Below are 16234 nucleotides of genomic sequence, written 5' to 3'. Positions count from 1 at the left end.
TTTTATCGGTTTGGCGCCCGTCTCGACGACGGGCGCCAGGCGCGATCAATACAGCGTTTGCGCCGATTCGTGCAGCAGCTGGCCATACAGGGTATGGCGCATCTTGGCGATCTTGCCTTCAGACAATGCTTGCAGGATAGCGCATTGCGGTTCGATCAGGTGGCGGCAGTTATAGAACTTGCAACCGCCCAGGTAAGGCTGGAATTCGCGGAAGGCCCGCTCCAGCATGCCCTCGGACAAGTGGTACAGGCCGAACTCCTGGAAGCCGGGCGAATCGATGATGGAACTGTTTGCGCCCAGTTCGTCGAGCTTGTACAGGCGCGTAAAGGTCGTCGTGTGCTTGCCCGTGTCGAGCGCGGCCGAGATTTCGCGCACGGCGATGTCGGCATCCGGCACCAGCAGGTTGATCAATGACGACTTGCCCATGCCCGACTGGCCGATGAGGATCGACGACTGCCCCGCCAGCAGGGGCGCCAGGGTGGCCACCGCGTGCTCCGGTTCGGCGCGCGCCGACACTTCATCGACGGGATAGCCCATCGATGAATACGGCAGCAGGCGTTCGCGGGCGCGCTCCAGCGAAGCGGTCACGTCCGTCTTGTTGAGGATGATGCGCGCCTCGATGCCGGCCGCGTCGGCCGCCACCAGCGAGCGCGAGATCAGGTCGTCGGCAAAGCCCGGTTCCGTCGCCACGACGATGAACAGCTGCGTCAGGTTGGCGGCCAGCAACTTCGATTTGTACTGGTCCGAGCGGTACAGCAGGGTCTTGCGTTCCTCGATGCGGTCGATGACGGCCTGGTCGTTGGAGGTGCGCGTCAGGTGCACGATGTCGCCCACGGCCACATTGGTTTTCTTGCCGCGCGTTACGCATTGCAGCTTGGCGCCGTCCACGTCGGCCAGGTAATGGCGGCCGTGGGCGGCGATGATGATGCCCGTCAACTTGCCTTCGCTCATGGGGCCACCTGGCTGCTCTGGTAGATGAGGTCGGCCTTGGCGGCGCAGATGAAGTCGTTTTCGGACAGGCCGCCGGCGCCATGGTTGACCGAGTGCGTGTCGTAGCGCACGGCGCAGGTTTTGTAAGTAATGATGAGCTCCGGATGGTGGTCTTGCGTATGGGTCATATAGGCCAGGGCGTTCACGAACGCCAGGGTCTGGTAGTAATTCTTGAAGCCGAAGTCGCGGCACAGCTTGCCATTTTGCAAGCTCCATTGCGGCAGCAGGGCGTGCAGGGTGGCAATGTCCGTGTCGCCCAGCGCCTGCTGGCGCGGCGTGCAGGACAGTTGCGACAGGTCTTGCGAAGTCGATGGCGTATTCATGTCGTAGCCCCTTTCAGGTGGCGGATGCGCACGCTGGCCGGCGGGTGGCTATCGTAGAAGGCCGAGTGCAGCGGGTCGGGCGTCAGGGTCGACGCATTGTCTTCATACATTTTGACGAGCGCCGAGACCAGGTCGTCCGCCTGCGTGTGCGTGGCGGCAAAGGCGTCCGCTTCGAATTCATGCTTGTGCGAGCTGAGCGAGGTCAAGGGGCCCAGCAGGAAGGTGAAGACGGGCAAGGCCAGCATGAACAGCAGCAGCGCCAGCGCATCCGTCGGCTGGCCCGTCAGCGCCAGGGCGACCGGGTCGACGCCCAGGCCCGCGTAAAACCATGGCTGCGTCTTCAGGAAGCCCAGCAGCGCCAAAAAGCCCAGCGAGATGACGAACATCATGGCGATGCGCTTGACGATGTGCTTGAGCTTGAAGTGGCCCAGTTCATGCGCCAGCACGGCTTCGATTTCCTGCGGCGCCAGGCGCGACAGCAAGGTGTCGAAGAAAACGATGCGCTTGTTGGCGCCAAAGCCCGAGAAATACGCATTGCCATGGGCGCTGCGCTTCGAGCCATCCATGACGAACAAGCCTTTCGAGGCGAAGCCGACGCGCTGCATCAAGCCTTCGATGCGGCTTTTCAGCGCTTCGTCGGCCAGCGGCGTGAATTTGTTGAACAGGGGGGCGATGACGGTGGGAAACAGCACCATCATCAGCAACTGGAAGCCGCTCCAGACGAACCACGCGTACAGCCACCACAGGCCGCCCGACTTGGCCATCAGGGTCAGCACGACCCAGATCAGCGGCAGGCCGATGACGGCGCCCAGGCCCACGCCCTTGAGCATGTCCGTGAAGAACAGCTTGCGCGCCATGGTATTGAAGCCGAAGCGCTGCTCCAGCACGAACTGGCGGTAGTAATCGAAGGGCAGGTCGATCAGGCCGGAAATGGCGGCAAAGGCGGCGATCAGGCCGATCTGGTACAGCATGGGCGAGCCAGAGCCCATCCATTCATTCAGGTGCAGCGCCAGCCATTGCAGGCCGCCCAGCAAGGTAAAACCGATCAGCACGGCATAGTTGACCAACAAGGTCAGCAAGCCGAACTTGGTCTTCGCCACCGTGTAGTCGGCCGCCTTATGGTGCGCCGCCAGCGGGATCTTTTCCGCAAATTCGGCGGGCACGGCGGCGCGGTGGGCCAGCACGTGGCGAATCTGCCGCGAAGCGAGCCAGAAGCGCACGGCCAGGGTCAAAACGAGGACGGATACAAACAAAATCGAAAACGCGAGTGAATACATTCTGTGCCTGTGAGAAAATGGCTGATTATTTAGTTTGATTAGGCCAAGAGAGAATTATGTCACAAGCGACCGACTTAACTGCATCCACCCCCGCACCGATTGTTCCGGCACGTCCCAATGAGATGAATCTGGTCTGGGTCGATATGGAAATGACGGGCCTGGAGCCCGATACCGACCGCATCATCGAGGTGGCGGTGGTGGTGACGGACATGCACTTGAACCTGCTGGCCGAAGGCCCCGTGTTTGTGATTCATCAATCGGATGAAACCCTGAACAAGATGGATGCCTGGAACAAGGGCACGCACGGCCGCTCGGGCCTGATCGACAAGGTCAAGGCGTCGACCGTGACGGAAGCGCAGGCGGAAGCGGAATTGATCGCGTTCCTGAAAAAATACGTGCCAGCTGGCAAGTCGCCCATGTGCGGCAACACCATCGGCCAGGACCGCCGCTTCATGGTGCGCGGCATGCCGAAGCTGGAAGCGTTCTTCCACTATCGCAATGTTGACGTATCGACATTGAAAGAGCTGTGCAAGCGCTGGAAGCCGGAAATCGCCACCGGTTTCAAGAAGCACCAGAAGCACACGGCACTGGCCGATATCCTCGAGTCGATCGAAGAGCTGAAGTACTACCGCGAAAATTTCATCAAGTTATAACTTTTCGCATGTTCCAAAGGCGAGGGCGGACCAAGCGCCATCCTCGCCTTGCCATTCCAGCGCAAACGGTCCCGTTTGCCGCAAGCCCGTGATCCACACTGTCTTGCCAGGTTCGCGGAAATATGCCGCGCACTGGCCGAACGGTTGCTCCAGCCGGCACAGCACCAATCCTTCGCCCGCCACGGCGCACCATTGCTCATTGATATCGATCAAGGCCACGGCCGGGTCGCCATAGAACTCGCCCAGGCTGGCTTGCCGGCCATCGGCCGCCGTCACCTTGGCGTGTTCATATTCATGCTGGACAATAAATCGGGCGCTGCGCGCCAGTTCCGTGCTCGTCATGCTGTCTCCACGGTAGGCCAGACGGTTTCCTGGTCGGCGCGCGCCTCGGCGATCAGCCATTCGCAGAACGCGTGCACGAGGGGCCGCGTTTCCGCCTGGGGCGAGCGAAGCAAGTAATAGCAGTGGGGGCCGCGCACGGCGTGTTCGAACACGCGCACCAGGCGGCCCGAGCGCAAATCGTCGCCGATCAGGGGGCTGGCGGCGATGGCCACGCCCTGGCCGCTGGCGGCCGCGTCCAGGCATAGATACGTGTGCGAAAAGCGCGCGCCGCTGTTGCCGCTATTGCCGCTGTAATGCACGCCGCAGCTGTGCAGCCAGCGCGTCCAGTCGATTTCGCCGGGCAGGTGCACTTCCGGTTCGTCGTGCAGCAGCGGGTAGCGCAGCAGGTCGGCGGGCTGGCGCAGGCTGGCCGCGTTGGCGCGGAAATCGGGGCTGCAGACGGCGGAAAACCATTCTTCCATCAATAAATCGACTTTCAGGCCCGGATAGCGGCCCGGACCCAGGCGGATGGCCACGTCCACGCCATCGCGCGCCAGGTCGACCGGGTGCATCGAGGCCAGCACGCGCAGTTCGATCTGCGGATAGCGGTCGCGCAGGCGGCCCAGGCGCGGCATCAGCCAGCGCGAGACGAGCGAACTGGTGGCCGTCACCGTCACCACCTTGTCGTCGCCCTGGCGCCGCGCCTGCTCGGAGACGTCGGCCAGCTGGTTGAGGATCGGCCCCAGCGAGGCCGCATAGCGCTGCCCGGCGCTGGTGAGCACCACGCCGCGCGGCATGCGCTGGAACAGCACGATGCCCAGCCACGCTTCCAGCTGTTTTACGTGGTGGCCGATGGCGCCGGCCGAGACGTGCAATTCTTCGCCCGCGCGCTGGAAACCTTCATGGCGGGCGGCCGCCTCGAAGGCGTGCAGGGCGGCGAGCGGGGGCAAGGGACGTGACATGGCACTCTTCAAGTGAATTGAGCCTCAGTAATATTCGGCCTATCCGTGAAGAATATTGGTTTGTTTCATTTTGCGCAAGCGAATATGATGCCGTCACTGCGTGAAGTGACCCACAATAGGATTCACGCATGAACATCTTCCGGCCTTGCTTGGCATTAATATTTACAACGCCTGGGAAAACCGTCGCGAGCGGCAGTGATTTGTGGCTGAGAAGCGCAACCGTACTTCAGTACGGTGAGCATCGCAGGCCGCAAAGCGCGACGCGCAGCAGGTTTGCCCTGGCGTACTCAAAGAGGTTTAGTCATGTCTGATCGCCGCGCTGTTGCGCTGGTGTTGCTGTCGGCCGCCGGTTTCGGCAGTTCCGCAGTGTTTGCCAAGGCGGCGTATGCGTCCGGGGTCAACCCGTCGACCATGCTGGCCTTGCGTTTCGTTATCGCCGCCATGCTGTTGCTGCCGCTCGTGTGGCTGGGTGGCTGGCGCTTGCCGCGCGGCCGCCTGCTGGCCGGCTACATGCTGATGGGCTTGATGTACACGGCCCAGTCGCAAGGTTATTTCAATGCCCTCATGTATGCCAGCAGCGGCCTGTGCGGCATGTTGCTGTATGTGTATCCCGTGCTGGTGACGATCCTGGCGCTGGCGCTGGGCTGGGAAAAGCTGGACCGCCGCATGCTGGTGCTGATGGCGCTGGCGATTGCCGGCATGGCCATCACCCTGGGCGGCAAGCTGCAGGGCCAGCCCATCGGCATCGCCCTGGCCTTGATGGCTGCCGGCGTGTACGCCGTGTACATTCTGTTTGGCAACAGCCTGTCGAAAAGCCGCGAGAATATTCACCCATTGGCCGCTTGCGTGGTGATCCTGGGCACGGCAGGCCTGTCGAACAGCGCGATTGCCTTGTGGCAAGGCGTGTCCTTGCCGGGCACGGCGACGGGCTGGCTGGCCGTCAGCGCCATCGCCCTGTTCTCGACGGCCATCGCGATTGCCGCCTTCTTTGCCGGCGTGGCGCAAATCGGCGCGGCCAAGGCATCCATCATTTCCACGTTCGAACCCGTCATCACGATGGCGTTCGGCGTGACCTTGCTGAAGGAATCCGTCAGCGGCACGCAATTGCTGGGCGGCGCCATGGTGCTGGCCGCCGTGGTATTGCTGGCACAGCGCCCGGCGGCGAAACCGGCATCCATGCCGGCGGTACAGGCCAGCGCCTGAGTTCAACGCTGACATTTTCTCAACACTGATCAGTCGTATCGATCGGTCTCCTTTGCGCTGCGACGGGTTTCCTGTCGCGGCGCTTTTTTTTGCGCGTAATTTTTTCACATAAATAAGCCTTGATTGCGAATGATTCTCATTTATAATTAACTTCAAGATTCCCCCACCACCAGCCAGCCCATGCCAGCCAGTGTTCGCCTTGAAAGGAGACACCGTGACGAGCATGCCCCCTATTTGCAACACCGAGCTGGTCGCCAGCGAATTTGCCCGCCTGCGCCGCGAGAAAAAAGCCCGCCACCGCGACATCGCCGAGGAACTGGCCATTTCCGAAGGCGAGTTGATCGCCGCGCATGCCGGCTTGTCGCTGGCCGATGGCGCCTTGCTGGGCGCCGAGCGCCTGCAGGCCGACTGGCCCGCCATCATCGCCGCGCTGGAACCGCTGGGCGAAGTCATGGCGCTGACGCGCAACGCTTCGTGCGTGCATGAAAAGACGGGTGTCTATCGAAAAGCCAGTCACAACAACCACGTGGGCCTGGTGCTCGGTGGCGACATCGACTTGCGCGTGTTTTACCGCCAGTGGGCGCATGGCTTTGCCGTGCGCGAAGTGAGCGAAAAAGGGGGCGGGAAGGAAGTGCAGCGCAGCCTGCAATTTTTCGATGCTGCCGGCCATGCCGTGCACAAGATTTTCATGAAGCCGCAAAGCGACCTGGCCGCCTATGACGCGCTGGTCGCGCATTTTGCCGACGCGGACCAGGCGGCCGGCATCGCCGTGACGGCGCCGGCTGCGCCGCCGGCCGAACTGCCCGACGCGCAGATCGACGTGGCCGGCTTGCGCGCCGCCTGGGCCGATTTGCGCGACACGCATGAATTTTTCACCCTGCTGAAAAAATATTCGGTCTCGCGCCTGCAAGGCCTGCGCCTGGCCGAGGCGCGCTTCGTGCAGCAGCTCGACAAATCCTGCGTGCTCGACCTGCTCAACAGCGCCGCCCTCGAAAAAGTCGCCATCATGGCCTTCGTCGGCAATGCGGGCATGATCCAGATCCATTCGGGGCCCGTGCACAAGATCGCCGTGATGGGGCCGTGGATCAATGTCCTCGATGCGCGCTTCAACCTGCATTTGCGCGAAGACCATATCGCCAGCGCCTGGGTGGTCAAAAAGCCCACGGTCGACGGGCTGGTGACGTCGGTGGAACTGTTCGACGCCAAGGGCGACACCATCGTCATGTTCTTCGGCGAACGCAAGCCGGGCGTGCATGAACTGTGCGAATGGCGCAACGTCGTCGAGCGCGTGCTGCAGGAGGGCGAACTATGCGCCGCATGATCGCCGCCAGCGTGGCGCGCCGCATCGCGCTGAAAAAAATGGGAGCGGGAGCCCTGGCCCTGGCCGCGCCGATGCAGGTGCTGGCCGCCGTCAGCGACGCCGGCAAGCCGCTTGTCAAGGCGCGGCGCATCGTCAGCGTGGGTGGCGCCCTGACGGAAATCGTCTACGCGCTCGAGGCGCAGGGCGAACTGGTGGGCGTCGATACCACTTCGCTGTATCCGGCCGTGGCGCAGCAGCTGCCGCAGGTCGGTTATGCGCGCACCTTGTCGGCCGAGGGCGTGCTGTCGCTGGCGCCCACGCAGCTGATCGCCACCGAGGAGGCGGGGCCGCAAACGGTGCTGCGCCAAGTGCGCGACGCGGGCGTGCCGGTGGCGGTACTGAACGCGAATAACAGATTCGAAGGCTTGCTCGAACGGGTAAAACAGGTGGGCCAGATCACGGGACGCGCCGACCCCGCCGCGCGCCTGGCGCAAGCCTTGCAACAGCAGTGGGACGGCGCCCTGGGCAAGGTGCGCCAGCGCAGCCAATCACCGGCACAATCAGCGGTGCGCGTGCTGTTCATCCTCGCCCATGCGCCGAACCAGGTAATGGTGGGCGGGCGCGAGACGGGCGCCGACGCCATGCTCGCGTATGCGGGCGCCGTCAACGTGATGGGCGGGCAGGGCGGATTTGCCGGCTACAAGCCGCTCACGCCGGAAGCCGTGATCGCCGCGCGGCCGGACCTGGTGCTCGTCACGGACCAGGGCTTGAAGGCCTCGGGCGGCGTGGACGGCATCTTGAAACTGCCAGGGCTGGCGCAGACGCCGGCCGGGCGCAAGCACCGCATCGTCTCGCTGGAAGCCATGCTGCTGCTGGGCTTTGGCCCGCGCATGCCGCAGGCGCTGGCCGAACTCGATGCCGCGTTTGCCAAAGCCATGGCCGCATGAACGTGGCCTCCCTGGCGTCCGTCGCTCCCTGGCGCTGGCCGCGCTGGGGCGCTGGCGGGCTGCTGGCCGCCGCCCTGGCGTGCGGCTTGCTCATCGCCGTGCAGGCGGGCGCCGTGCCGGTGGCGCTGGCCGACTGGCTCGCGCCTTTGCAGGCTGGCGGCGAGGCGCTGTCCGGCGGCGCGTATGTGCTGTGGCATATCCGCCTGCCGCGCGCCCTGTTTGCCATCCTGATCGGCGCCGCGCTGGCGCTGGCCGGCGGCTTGACGCAAGGGTTGTTCCGCAATCCGCTGGCCGATCCGGGCCTGCTGGGCGTGAGCAGCGGCGCCGCCTGCGCGGGCGCGGCCACCATCGTCTTTGCCGCCAGCCTGCACGTGGCGCCCGAGCTGCGCGTGTGGCTGCTGCCGGCCGCCGCGTTCGCCGGCGCCATGCTCATTTGCGTGCTGCTCGACCGGGTCGCCCGCTGGGCCACGCCCGGCTCCATCGTCGGCCTGCTGCTGACGGGCGTGGCGCTGAACGCCATCACGGTGGCCGTCATGGGCCTGTGCATCTACCTGGCCAGCGACGACCAGTTGCGCACCCTGACTTTCTGGACATTGGGCTCGCTGTCGGCCGGCAGCTGGCGCCAGGTGGCGGCCTTGCTGGTGGTGCTGGCCGGCGCGCTGTGGGCCACGCGCTTCCTGATGCGCTCATTGAATGCGCTGGCGCTGGGCGAGGCGCAGGCCCTGCACGTGGGCATCGACGTAGGCCGGCTGCGCACGCAGGTGATCGTGCTGGTGGCCGTGCTGACGGGTTTTGCCGTCGCCTGGTGCGGCGGCATCGGCTTCATCGGCCTGATCGCGCCGCACCTGGTGCGCACCTGGCTGGGCGCGGACCAGCGCAAGGTACTGCCGCTGGCGATGCTGATGGGCGGCTTGCTGCTGCTGTTGGCCGACACCCTGGCGCGCACGGTGGCCATTCCGGCGGAAGTCCCCGTCGGCATTTTCACGGCCTTGCTGGGCGGGCCATTTTTCCTGATGCTGTTGCGGCGCTTCCGCCATGGCACCGCCTGAAAGGATGCGCATGACGCCCCTGCTGGAACTCTCCTTCGCCACCACGCAACTGGGCCAGCAGTATTTCGGCCCCTTCAATCTGCAGGTAGCGCCGGGCGAGCGCATCGCCATCCTCGGCCCCAGCGGCGCGGGCAAGTCGACCCTGCTCAAACTGATGGCGCGCGAACTGCCTCCGCAGGTGGGCCAGGTGGCGTTCGCGGGCCGGCCGCTGGCGCAGTGGCCGCTGGCCGAACTGGCGCGGCGACGCGCCGTCCTGCCGCAAGGTTCGAACGTGGCGTTCGGATTGCAGTGCGAGCTGGTGATCGGCCTGGGACGGGTGGCGCGCCTGGTCGACCCGCAGCTGGGGCAGATCGTGCAGGACGCGGCTACCCTGGCGCACGCCGCGCATTTGCTGGGCCGCCGCCTGGACACCCTGTCCGGCGGCGAGCAGGCGCGGGTGCAGCTGGCGCGCATCTTTGCGCAGATGTGGGACGTACACGATGGCTTGATACTCGTCGACGAACCGCTGGCGGCGCTCGATCCCGGCCTGCAGTTCGATTTGCTCGACAGCCTGCAGCAGTTTTGCGCCGCGCGCGGCCACGCCGTCGTCGCCATCCTGCACGACATCAACCACGCCTTGCTGGGCTTCGAGCGCCTGCTGCTGGTGCGTTCGGGGCAGCTGGTCGCCGACATCGCCAGCGATGCCGGCGCCGTGCCCGCCCTGGCGGCGCTGTACGGCATCGCCCTGACGACGGCGACCAGCAGCGATGGCGACGTGTGCGTCATCCCTGCCAGAAGCGCCGTGCGCAGGGCCGCCTGAGCGACTTACTCACTGAATCAATTCGTCACCACACATCCGCCGTGCGCGGCCGCGCCATCTGGCCGCTGCCCAGCAGCCACACCATCAGCGCATCGGCCTGTTCGCGCGTGGCCACCACCTCCTGCAGGATGCCGAAGGCCTTCATGGCGCCGGCCGCCATCGCCTGCAGGCGCGCGCGCTGTTGCGCGTCCGCCTCGACCGACACGAGGCCCCGGCAAAGGGCGGCCAGCGCTGCCTTGTTGTGCTTGAGCCACAGGCCGCGCCGCTTGCGGTCGATGTGCGCTTCATCGCCGCGTTCCTCTTCGAACAGCATGACGAACGGTACGCCATGGCGCAGCAGGGCGTCCATGTCGTTTTCCCACAGCGGGGCATAGCCGGTGACGGCCGTTTCAGGGCGAAAGCGCACGACGGGAAAGTCGCTGACGTCGTGGATGGAGAAATGTGCGGGATTCGGTTTCATGGCGTGCTTCCTTGCGATGGGGTTGAAAAGGCTTGCCAGCCGCCGCCCAGCGCCTTGTAGACCTGGACCAGCGACAGCGAAGCGGTGGCGCGGCTGTCGACCAGCGCCGCTTCGTTGTTCAACAGCGTGTTTTGCACATGCAGCACGTTGATGAGGTCCGTGCCGCCCTGGCGGTACTGCAGTTCCGCGCTGCCCAGCGCCCGGCGCCCCTGCTTGACGGCTTCATCGAGGCTGGCCTGGCGGCGGGCGTTGGCCTGGTAGCCCGAGAGCGCGTCTTCCACCTCGTGCCAGGCGGCCAGCACCGTCTGGCGGTAGGCGATGGCCGCTTCCTGCTGCTGCGCTTCGCGCAATTGCAGGGTGCCGCGCAGGCGGCCGCCATCGAACAGGGGCACGCTGAAGCCGGGGCCGAAGGCAAAGCGCTTGGCGTCCCAGCCGATGTCGGACAGCAGCATCGCCTGCAGGCCGATGCTGCCCGACAGCGTGATGCGCGGATAAAAGTCGGCTTGCGCGACGCCGATGGTGGCCGTGGCCGCGTGCAGCTGCGCCTCGGCGCGGCGGATGTCGGGACGCCGCTCGGCCAGGCTGCTCGGCACGCCCAGCTGCACCTGCAGGGCCACGCCCGGAATGTCCTTGCCCGCCGCCAGTTCCGCCTGCAAGGCTTGCGGCGGCAGCGCCAGCAAGAGGGCGAGGGCATTGCCCAGGCGCGCTTCGCGCTGCTGCAGCGGCGGCAGGCGCGCTTCGATGGTGGCCACGTGGGCCGCGGTTTCGGCCTCGTCGAGTTGCGTCGCCGCGCCTTCGCGCAGGCGGATGCGCGTCAGGTCCAGCGTATGGCGGGCGATATCGAGCAGTTGCTGCGTGATGGCCAGGGTCTGTTGCGCGCCGCGCAACTCGATGTAGTCGCGCGCCGTCTCGGCCAGCACGGCCAGCAGCACGCCGCGCTGCGTTTCCACGGCCACGTCGACGCGCGCGTCGGCCGCTTCCACTTCGCGCCGCACGCGGCCCCACAAGTCCAGCTCCCAGGCCGCATCGAGATTGCCTTGCCACAGGCTGTAGGCGGATTGGCCGTTGTGGCGCGACGGGTCGCTCAAGCCTTGTTCGCTGTTGCGCGAGCGGCCATAGCTGCCATTCGCGCCCAGGGACGGGCCTTGCGCGGCGCCGGCCACACCGCGCGCGGCGCGGCTCTGTTCCAGGCGGCTGCCTGCCGCCAGCACGTCGAGGTTGGCGCCGGCGGCGCGCTGCAGCAGGGAAGACAGGGTGGCGTCGCCAAAGCTGTCCCACCAGCGCTGCTCGATGGCGCCATCCAGGCTGGCGGCGAAACGGGCATCTTCCGCCTGGCGCCATTGCTGTCCCAAGTCGTTGCGCGGGCGCTGGAAGTCGCTGCCGACGCTGCCGCAGCCGGCCAGGCCCAGGGCCGTGAAGAGTATCAGTGCTTTCATCGCGCGCTCACCTGTTGCAGCTGTGGACGGCGCATGGCTGTATCGATGCGCACTTCGGCCGACATGCCCACGCGCAGGCGGGCGTCACCATCCTGGCCGGGATCGAGCGCGATCCTGACGGGAATGCGCTGCACCACCTTGGTGAAGTTGCCGGTGGCGTTTTCCGGCGCGATGGCGGCGAACGTGACGCCCGTGGCGGGCGCGATGCTGTGCACCGTGCCATGCAGGAGCATGCCCGGATAGGCATCGACGGCGATGCTGGCGCGCTGGCCCTGGCGCACGTGGGTCAGCTGGGTTTCCTGCAGGTTGGCGACGACGAAGCTGCGGTTCAATGGCACCACGGCCATCAGGCTGGCGCCAGGAGCCACCAGGGCGCCGACACGCACGGCGCGGCGTCCGACGATGCCGTCGATGGGGGCGCGCAGCTGCGTATGCGACAGATCAAGTTCGGCACGTTGCAGGCTGGCGCGTGCGCGCAGCAGGGCCGCTTCGGCCGCGCCTTGCTGCGCCTGCAGAATGTCCGTCTGCTTGCGGGTGGAGACGAGGGCGGCGCGGTTTTGCGCCAGGCGCGCGCGGCTTACGTCGAAGCGCGATTGCGCCTGTTGCGCATTCTGCACGCTGCCTGCGCCCTGGCCTGCCAGGTGCTGCGAGCGGGCCAGTTCCTGCTGCGCCAGTTTGTCTTCCGCCTGGTTGGCGTCGACCAGGGTCGTGGCTTGCTCGATCACCGATTGCTGGCGCTGCAAGGTGGCGCGGGCATTGGCCAGCTGCGCCTCGGCGCCGGCGACTTCGGCGCGGGCCGAGGCGGCGGCGGCCTGGTAATCGCGGTCGTCGATGCGCGCCAGCAGCTGACCCGCCTTGACAGTCTGGTTATCTTCCACCAGCACTTCCCGCACGATGCCGCCCACCTTGGGGGAGAGCACGGTGTAGTCGGCGCTGACGAAGGCGTCGTCGGTGGCTTGTTCGTCGCCACGGGCGAACAGCAGTTGCCAGGCGCAAAAGGCGAGGGCGCAGGCCAGCAAGGCCAGGCCGAGAAGAAATGCGCGCGAGCGCAGTATGGGTGTTTGCATGGTGAAGCTCTTTCGTAAAAATGGAAATCAGGCTGCGCGCGGCGGATAGACGCGCGTCGGCAGGATGGGGATGATCACAATCATGGCCAGCGCGATGGCGGCCACGGTGAGGTACAGGTCGGACGAGGTCAGGGTGACGACTTGCGCATGCATGCGCGCACCCAGGCCCGCCACGTCCACGCCGGTCGGCAGGTTGCCCAGGCGTTCGCTGAGCACCGTCGAATGAAAATGGTTGCGGCGCGTGATCAGCGCATCGAGCACGCCGGTGGCGACGACGGCCGACATGCCCTTGATGGTGTTGAACCAGGCGGAGGCGAAAGGGCCATCCTGCGGCGCCAGGCCCGTCGTGGCCAGCAGCAGCAAGGGGATCACGGCCATCGGTTGCGCAAAGATCTGCACCGCCTGCAGCAGGTAGAAATGCGTGCGGATCCAGTCCGGCGACATGCGCGCGCCGAGCACGCAGGACAGGGCCAGCAGGGCCAGGCCGATGGCCAGCACCCAGCGGCAGTCGACGGCGCGGATATTGCACAGGGCGGCCACCAGCGGCAGGGCGATCAACTGCGGCAGCGCCACCATCAGCATCACGGGCGCCGTTTGCAGCGGGCGGTAGGCGTGCACCTGCGCCAGGTAGGACGAGGGAATCAGGATCACGGCCAGCAGCACGAACAGCACGCCGCCCAGGGTCAGCAGGGCGTGGCTGAGGTTGCGCCGTGACAGCAGCTGCAGCTTGAAGAACGGCAGCGGATGCGACCATTCGTTGATGAAGAACAAGACGAGCAGCAACAGGCCGCCGCCCAGCAGCACGCAGATCAGCGGCGAGGCGAACCACGCGAGGCGCTCGCCCTGCAGCAATCCCACCACCAGCATGCTGATGGCGGGCAAGCCCAGCAGCAAGCCGCGCCAGTCGCACTGGCGCAAGCGTTCCAGGCGCAGCGGGTCTTGCGGCAAGCCCCAGGACACCATCAGCAGGGCGACGATGCTGCCCGGGACGATTTGCCAGAACGCCCATTGCCAGCCCAGGTATTCCGTCCAGAAGGCGGCCAGCGGCGTACCCAGGCTGGGACCGAAGGTGGCGCTCAGCGCATAGCCGCCCAGGCCATACAGCTTGATGTTCGGCGGCAGGAAGCGCAGCGCCACCGTCATCAGCATGGGCGGCAGGGCGCCGCCGGCCGCGCCCTGCACCACGCGCAGGAACATCAATACGGACAGGTTCGGCGCGAACGGGCAGAGCACGCCGGCGGCCATGCAGACGAGGATGGCGGCGGCCGTCAGGCGCCGCAGCGAAAAGGTGACGGAGCACCACGGCGCGAACGCCATGGCCGATACCGAGGCGGCCGCATACAGGGCGACGAGCCAACTGGCGTCGTCGCGCGCGATGCCCATGGCGCCGCGGATGTCGGCCAGCGCGACCTTGGTGATGTTTTCATTCAGGCCGGACACCAGTACGGCCAGCAGCACGCCGGCCAGGCCCGTGGCCAGGCGCAGGCCAAAAACGGGGGGCGCGGGCGGTGAAGGGGGAGGCGGCGCCGTCGGGACGGCGCCGGGTAGCAGTACAGCGGACACAGGGAACTCCGTGGATGAGAATCAGTCCACGCAGTATAGGTAGCCGTTAATCTTGTGAAAATTGATAATTAATGAAGTCTGAATTGCGTCTGACGCAATGATTCAGGTGCCAGGGAGCGCGCTGCCGCACAGCTCCTTGATCATGCGGCGCAGCCAGCGGTGCGCATGGTCGTGGTCGAGGCGCGGGTGCCAGGCCTGGAAGACTTCCACGCTGTCGACGGGGATGGGCAGCTGGAAGGTGCGCAGCCTCAAGCCCAGGCGCTCGACGATGGCCAGCAGGGGCGTCGGCATCAGCGGCAGCAGCAGGCGCGAATCGGCCACGGCGAAGATGGCGGACTGGAAGTTGGGGCTGATCAGCGACACCCGGCGCATGTAGCCCCGCTCGGCCAGGGCCGTGTCGAAGGGGCCGCGCGCCAGGCCGCGCCGCGAGACGCTGATATGTTCGTACTCGGTAAAGCTGTCCAGGTTGACGGGGCCGTCGAAGATCGGGTGGTCGCTGCGGGCGATGCCGACAAAGCCGGTGGTAAACAGCTGCTGCAGCTTGATGTCGGGCGCAAAGGCGCGCCGCGCGCTGATGTACAGGTCGACGCGGCCCGCGTGCAGGGCGTCGTTTTCCGTGGCGCCATCGCCTTCGGGCACGAAGCGCAGCACCGTGTGCGGCGCATGGCTGGCCAGCAGGTCGCGCAGCTTGCCGCCGTAGGCGCCGACAAACACGTCGTTGGCGCACAGGCTGAAGGTGCGTTCCAGCGTGCGCAAGTCCACTTCGCGGCCGGATGTGAAGATGGCATGCGCCTGCTCCACCACGCCGCGCACCTGTTCGCGCAATTCCAGCGCGCGCGGGGTGGGCGCCAAGCCGCGCCCGGAGCGCACGAAGACAGGGTCGCCGATGGCGTCGCGGATGCGCGCCAGGGTGCGGCTCATGGCCGGTGCGCTCAAATTCATGCGCCGCGCCGCGGCCACGGCGCTGCCTTCCTCGAGCAGGATATCGAGGGCGACGAGCAGGTTCAGGTCGGGGAGTTTCATGCGCCGATTATAGCCCGGGGGCCAACGTCGGCGCTGCGCCGGCAGGACGCCGGCGCATCAGGGGATGCTGCTGCGGGATTACTCGGCTGCCGGCTCGGCGCCGCAGCATTTCTTGAACTTCTTGCCGCTGCCGCAAGGGCAGTCGTCGTTGCGGCCCACTTTCGGCTCTTCGCGCTTCATGGTTTGCACGGGGGCCTTGCGGCGCGGTACCCAGAAACGGTGGATGGCCGGCAGGTTCGCTTCCAGTTCCTGCGCCAGCTTGTGCGCCTTGACCGGGTCTTCCACCAGTTTCAGCTCTTCTTCCTTGATTTCGTCGGCGCCCAGCAGGTAGATAGGCTGCATCAGCTCGGCCACTTCGGAATCCCAGATTTCGTTCCACGAGCCAGGACGCAGTTCCATGCCGTCCCAGAAGCCCCAGCACCAGGCTTCGGCGTCGATCAGGGTCTGGCCTTCGTAGTCGTGTTCGACGAACAGGGCTTCGAACTCCTTCGGCGCCACTTCAAACGTCACCAGCACTTCGTTCATGAAGCGCATGATCAGGTTGACGATGCGCTCTTCTTCCTTGCTGTTCTTGAATTTCGGCGCATCTTCGGCATCTTCGCCCCACACGCGCGGCAACCATTCGGCCGGCATGATCGGTTCCGGGCCGATGGCGACGGCCGTCAGATAGCCGTGCAGCATATCCATGGTCATCGCGTCTTCGGAGCAGCGCTCCGACAACAGGAATTGGTCTAATTCGTCGAATTCTTTTTCTGATAATGGCTGTTCGAGTTGCATGGCTTGCTCTTTGTATTGAATATAAGCCGCCAGTATACGCCTTGCGGCGCTTCATCACCGAAGTGTTTGCACCGGCGTCCCGCG

Annotated in this window: 17 protein-coding genes; 6 read left to right on the top strand and 11 right to left on the bottom strand. The window is 65.8% G+C overall.

The window, feature by feature from the left end; translation table 11 throughout:
• Positions 1 to 45 precede the first annotated feature (45 nt).
• Genes rsgA through CLU94_RS06265 form a run of 3 tightly spaced genes read right to left on the bottom strand, consistent with a single transcriptional unit; the run spans position 46 to position 2590 of the window.
• Positions 46 to 951, bottom strand: a complete 906-nt coding sequence (gene rsgA, locus CLU94_RS06275) for a ribosome small subunit-dependent GTPase A (RefSeq protein WP_099665016.1) — start codon at positions 949 to 951, stop codon at positions 46 to 48.
• Positions 948 to 1313, bottom strand: a complete 366-nt coding sequence (locus CLU94_RS06270) for a 4a-hydroxytetrahydrobiopterin dehydratase (RefSeq protein ID WP_099665015.1) — start codon at positions 1311 to 1313, stop codon at positions 948 to 950. The genes rsgA and CLU94_RS06270 overlap by 4 nt, the downstream gene beginning before the upstream one ends.
• Positions 1310 to 2590: a M48 family metallopeptidase gene (locus tag CLU94_RS06265; RefSeq protein WP_099665014.1), complete on the bottom strand. Its 1281-nt coding sequence runs from the start codon at positions 2588 to 2590 to the stop codon at positions 1310 to 1312. The genes CLU94_RS06270 and CLU94_RS06265 overlap by 4 nt, the downstream gene beginning before the upstream one ends.
• Positions 2591 to 2646: 56 nt before the next feature.
• Between CLU94_RS06265 and orn the strand changes: the two genes are divergently transcribed.
• A complete protein-coding gene (orn, locus tag CLU94_RS06260; protein ID WP_180278604.1) occupies positions 2647 to 3243 on the top strand; it encodes an oligoribonuclease in 597 nt (198 codons plus the stop codon).
• On the opposite strand, the gene CLU94_RS06255 is transcribed toward orn, so the two are convergent.
• Together CLU94_RS06255 and gcvA are read right to left on the bottom strand one after the other, a co-directional pair.
• Positions 3238 to 3585, bottom strand: a complete 348-nt coding sequence (locus CLU94_RS06255) for a hypothetical protein (RefSeq protein ID WP_099665013.1) — start codon at positions 3583 to 3585, stop codon at positions 3238 to 3240. The genes orn and CLU94_RS06255 overlap by 6 nt on opposite strands.
• Positions 3582 to 4526 (bottom strand): transcriptional regulator GcvA, encoded by a 945-nt coding sequence (gcvA, locus tag CLU94_RS06250; RefSeq protein WP_099665012.1) that lies wholly within the window; start codon positions 4524 to 4526, stop codon positions 3582 to 3584. The genes CLU94_RS06255 and gcvA overlap by 4 nt, the downstream gene beginning before the upstream one ends.
• Positions 4527 to 4829: 303 nt before the next feature.
• Here gcvA and CLU94_RS06245 point away from each other — a divergent pair, with 303 nt between their 5' ends.
• The 5 genes from CLU94_RS06245 to CLU94_RS06225 all read left to right on the top strand — a co-directional run bounded on the left by CLU94_RS06245 (position 4830) and on the right by CLU94_RS06225 (position 9824).
• On the top strand, positions 4830 to 5729 hold the full coding sequence (locus tag CLU94_RS06245; RefSeq protein WP_099665011.1) for a DMT family transporter: 900 nt from the start codon (positions 4830 to 4832) through the stop codon (positions 5727 to 5729).
• Between the two features lie 223 nt (positions 5730 to 5952).
• Positions 5953 to 7050: a hemin-degrading factor gene (locus CLU94_RS06240; protein ID WP_099665010.1), complete on the top strand. Its 1098-nt coding sequence runs from the start codon at positions 5953 to 5955 to the stop codon at positions 7048 to 7050.
• Positions 7038 to 7976, top strand: coding sequence for a heme/hemin ABC transporter substrate-binding protein (locus CLU94_RS06235; protein WP_099665009.1), 939 nt, complete (start codon positions 7038 to 7040; stop codon positions 7974 to 7976). The genes CLU94_RS06240 and CLU94_RS06235 overlap by 13 nt, the downstream gene beginning before the upstream one ends.
• The gene (locus CLU94_RS06230) at positions 7973 to 9025 is read left to right on the top strand and encodes a FecCD family ABC transporter permease (RefSeq protein WP_099665008.1); all 1053 of its coding nucleotides are present in this window, start codon (positions 7973 to 7975) and stop codon (positions 9023 to 9025) included. Before CLU94_RS06235 ends, CLU94_RS06230 begins: the two co-directional genes overlap by 4 nt.
• Positions 9026 to 9035: 10 nt before the next feature.
• Positions 9036 to 9824 (top strand): ATP-binding cassette domain-containing protein, encoded by a 789-nt coding sequence (locus CLU94_RS06225; protein ID WP_099668185.1) that lies wholly within the window; start codon positions 9036 to 9038, stop codon positions 9822 to 9824.
• 25 nt (positions 9825 to 9849) lie between these two features.
• Here CLU94_RS06225 and CLU94_RS06220 read toward each other — a convergent pair whose 3' ends face one another.
• From CLU94_RS06220 to CLU94_RS06195, 6 genes are all read right to left on the bottom strand, one after another.
• Complete coding sequence (locus CLU94_RS06220) at positions 9850 to 10284, bottom strand: hypothetical protein (protein ID WP_180278603.1); 435 nt, start codon at positions 10282 to 10284, stop codon at positions 9850 to 9852.
• Positions 10281 to 11720, bottom strand: coding sequence for an efflux transporter outer membrane subunit (locus tag CLU94_RS06215; RefSeq protein WP_099665007.1), 1440 nt, complete (start codon positions 11718 to 11720; stop codon positions 10281 to 10283). The genes CLU94_RS06220 and CLU94_RS06215 overlap by 4 nt, the downstream gene beginning before the upstream one ends.
• On the bottom strand, positions 11717 to 12787 hold the full coding sequence (locus tag CLU94_RS06210) for an HlyD family secretion protein (RefSeq protein ID WP_099665006.1): 1071 nt from the start codon (positions 12785 to 12787) through the stop codon (positions 11717 to 11719). Before CLU94_RS06210 ends, CLU94_RS06215 begins: the two co-directional genes overlap by 4 nt.
• Positions 12788 to 12814: 27 nt before the next feature.
• Positions 12815 to 14350, bottom strand: a complete 1536-nt coding sequence (locus CLU94_RS06205; RefSeq protein ID WP_099665005.1) for an MFS transporter — start codon at positions 14348 to 14350, stop codon at positions 12815 to 12817.
• 102 nt (positions 14351 to 14452) lie between these two features.
• Positions 14453 to 15373: a LysR family transcriptional regulator gene (locus CLU94_RS06200; protein WP_099665004.1), complete on the bottom strand. Its 921-nt coding sequence runs from the start codon at positions 15371 to 15373 to the stop codon at positions 14453 to 14455.
• A 78-nt stretch (positions 15374 to 15451) separates the two neighbouring features.
• The gene (locus CLU94_RS06195) at positions 15452 to 16150 is read right to left on the bottom strand and encodes a UPF0149 family protein (RefSeq protein ID WP_034785080.1); all 699 of its coding nucleotides are present in this window, start codon (positions 16148 to 16150) and stop codon (positions 15452 to 15454) included.
• Positions 16151 to 16234 lie beyond the last annotated feature (84 nt).

Source organism: Janthinobacterium sp. 13, from assembly GCF_002749695.1.
Taxonomy (GTDB): domain Bacteria; phylum Pseudomonadota; class Gammaproteobacteria; order Burkholderiales; family Burkholderiaceae_D; genus Janthinobacterium; species Janthinobacterium kumbetense.
The sequence above is the reverse complement of the archived record's forward strand: the minus strand, read 5'-3'. Positions and strand labels throughout refer to the sequence as shown.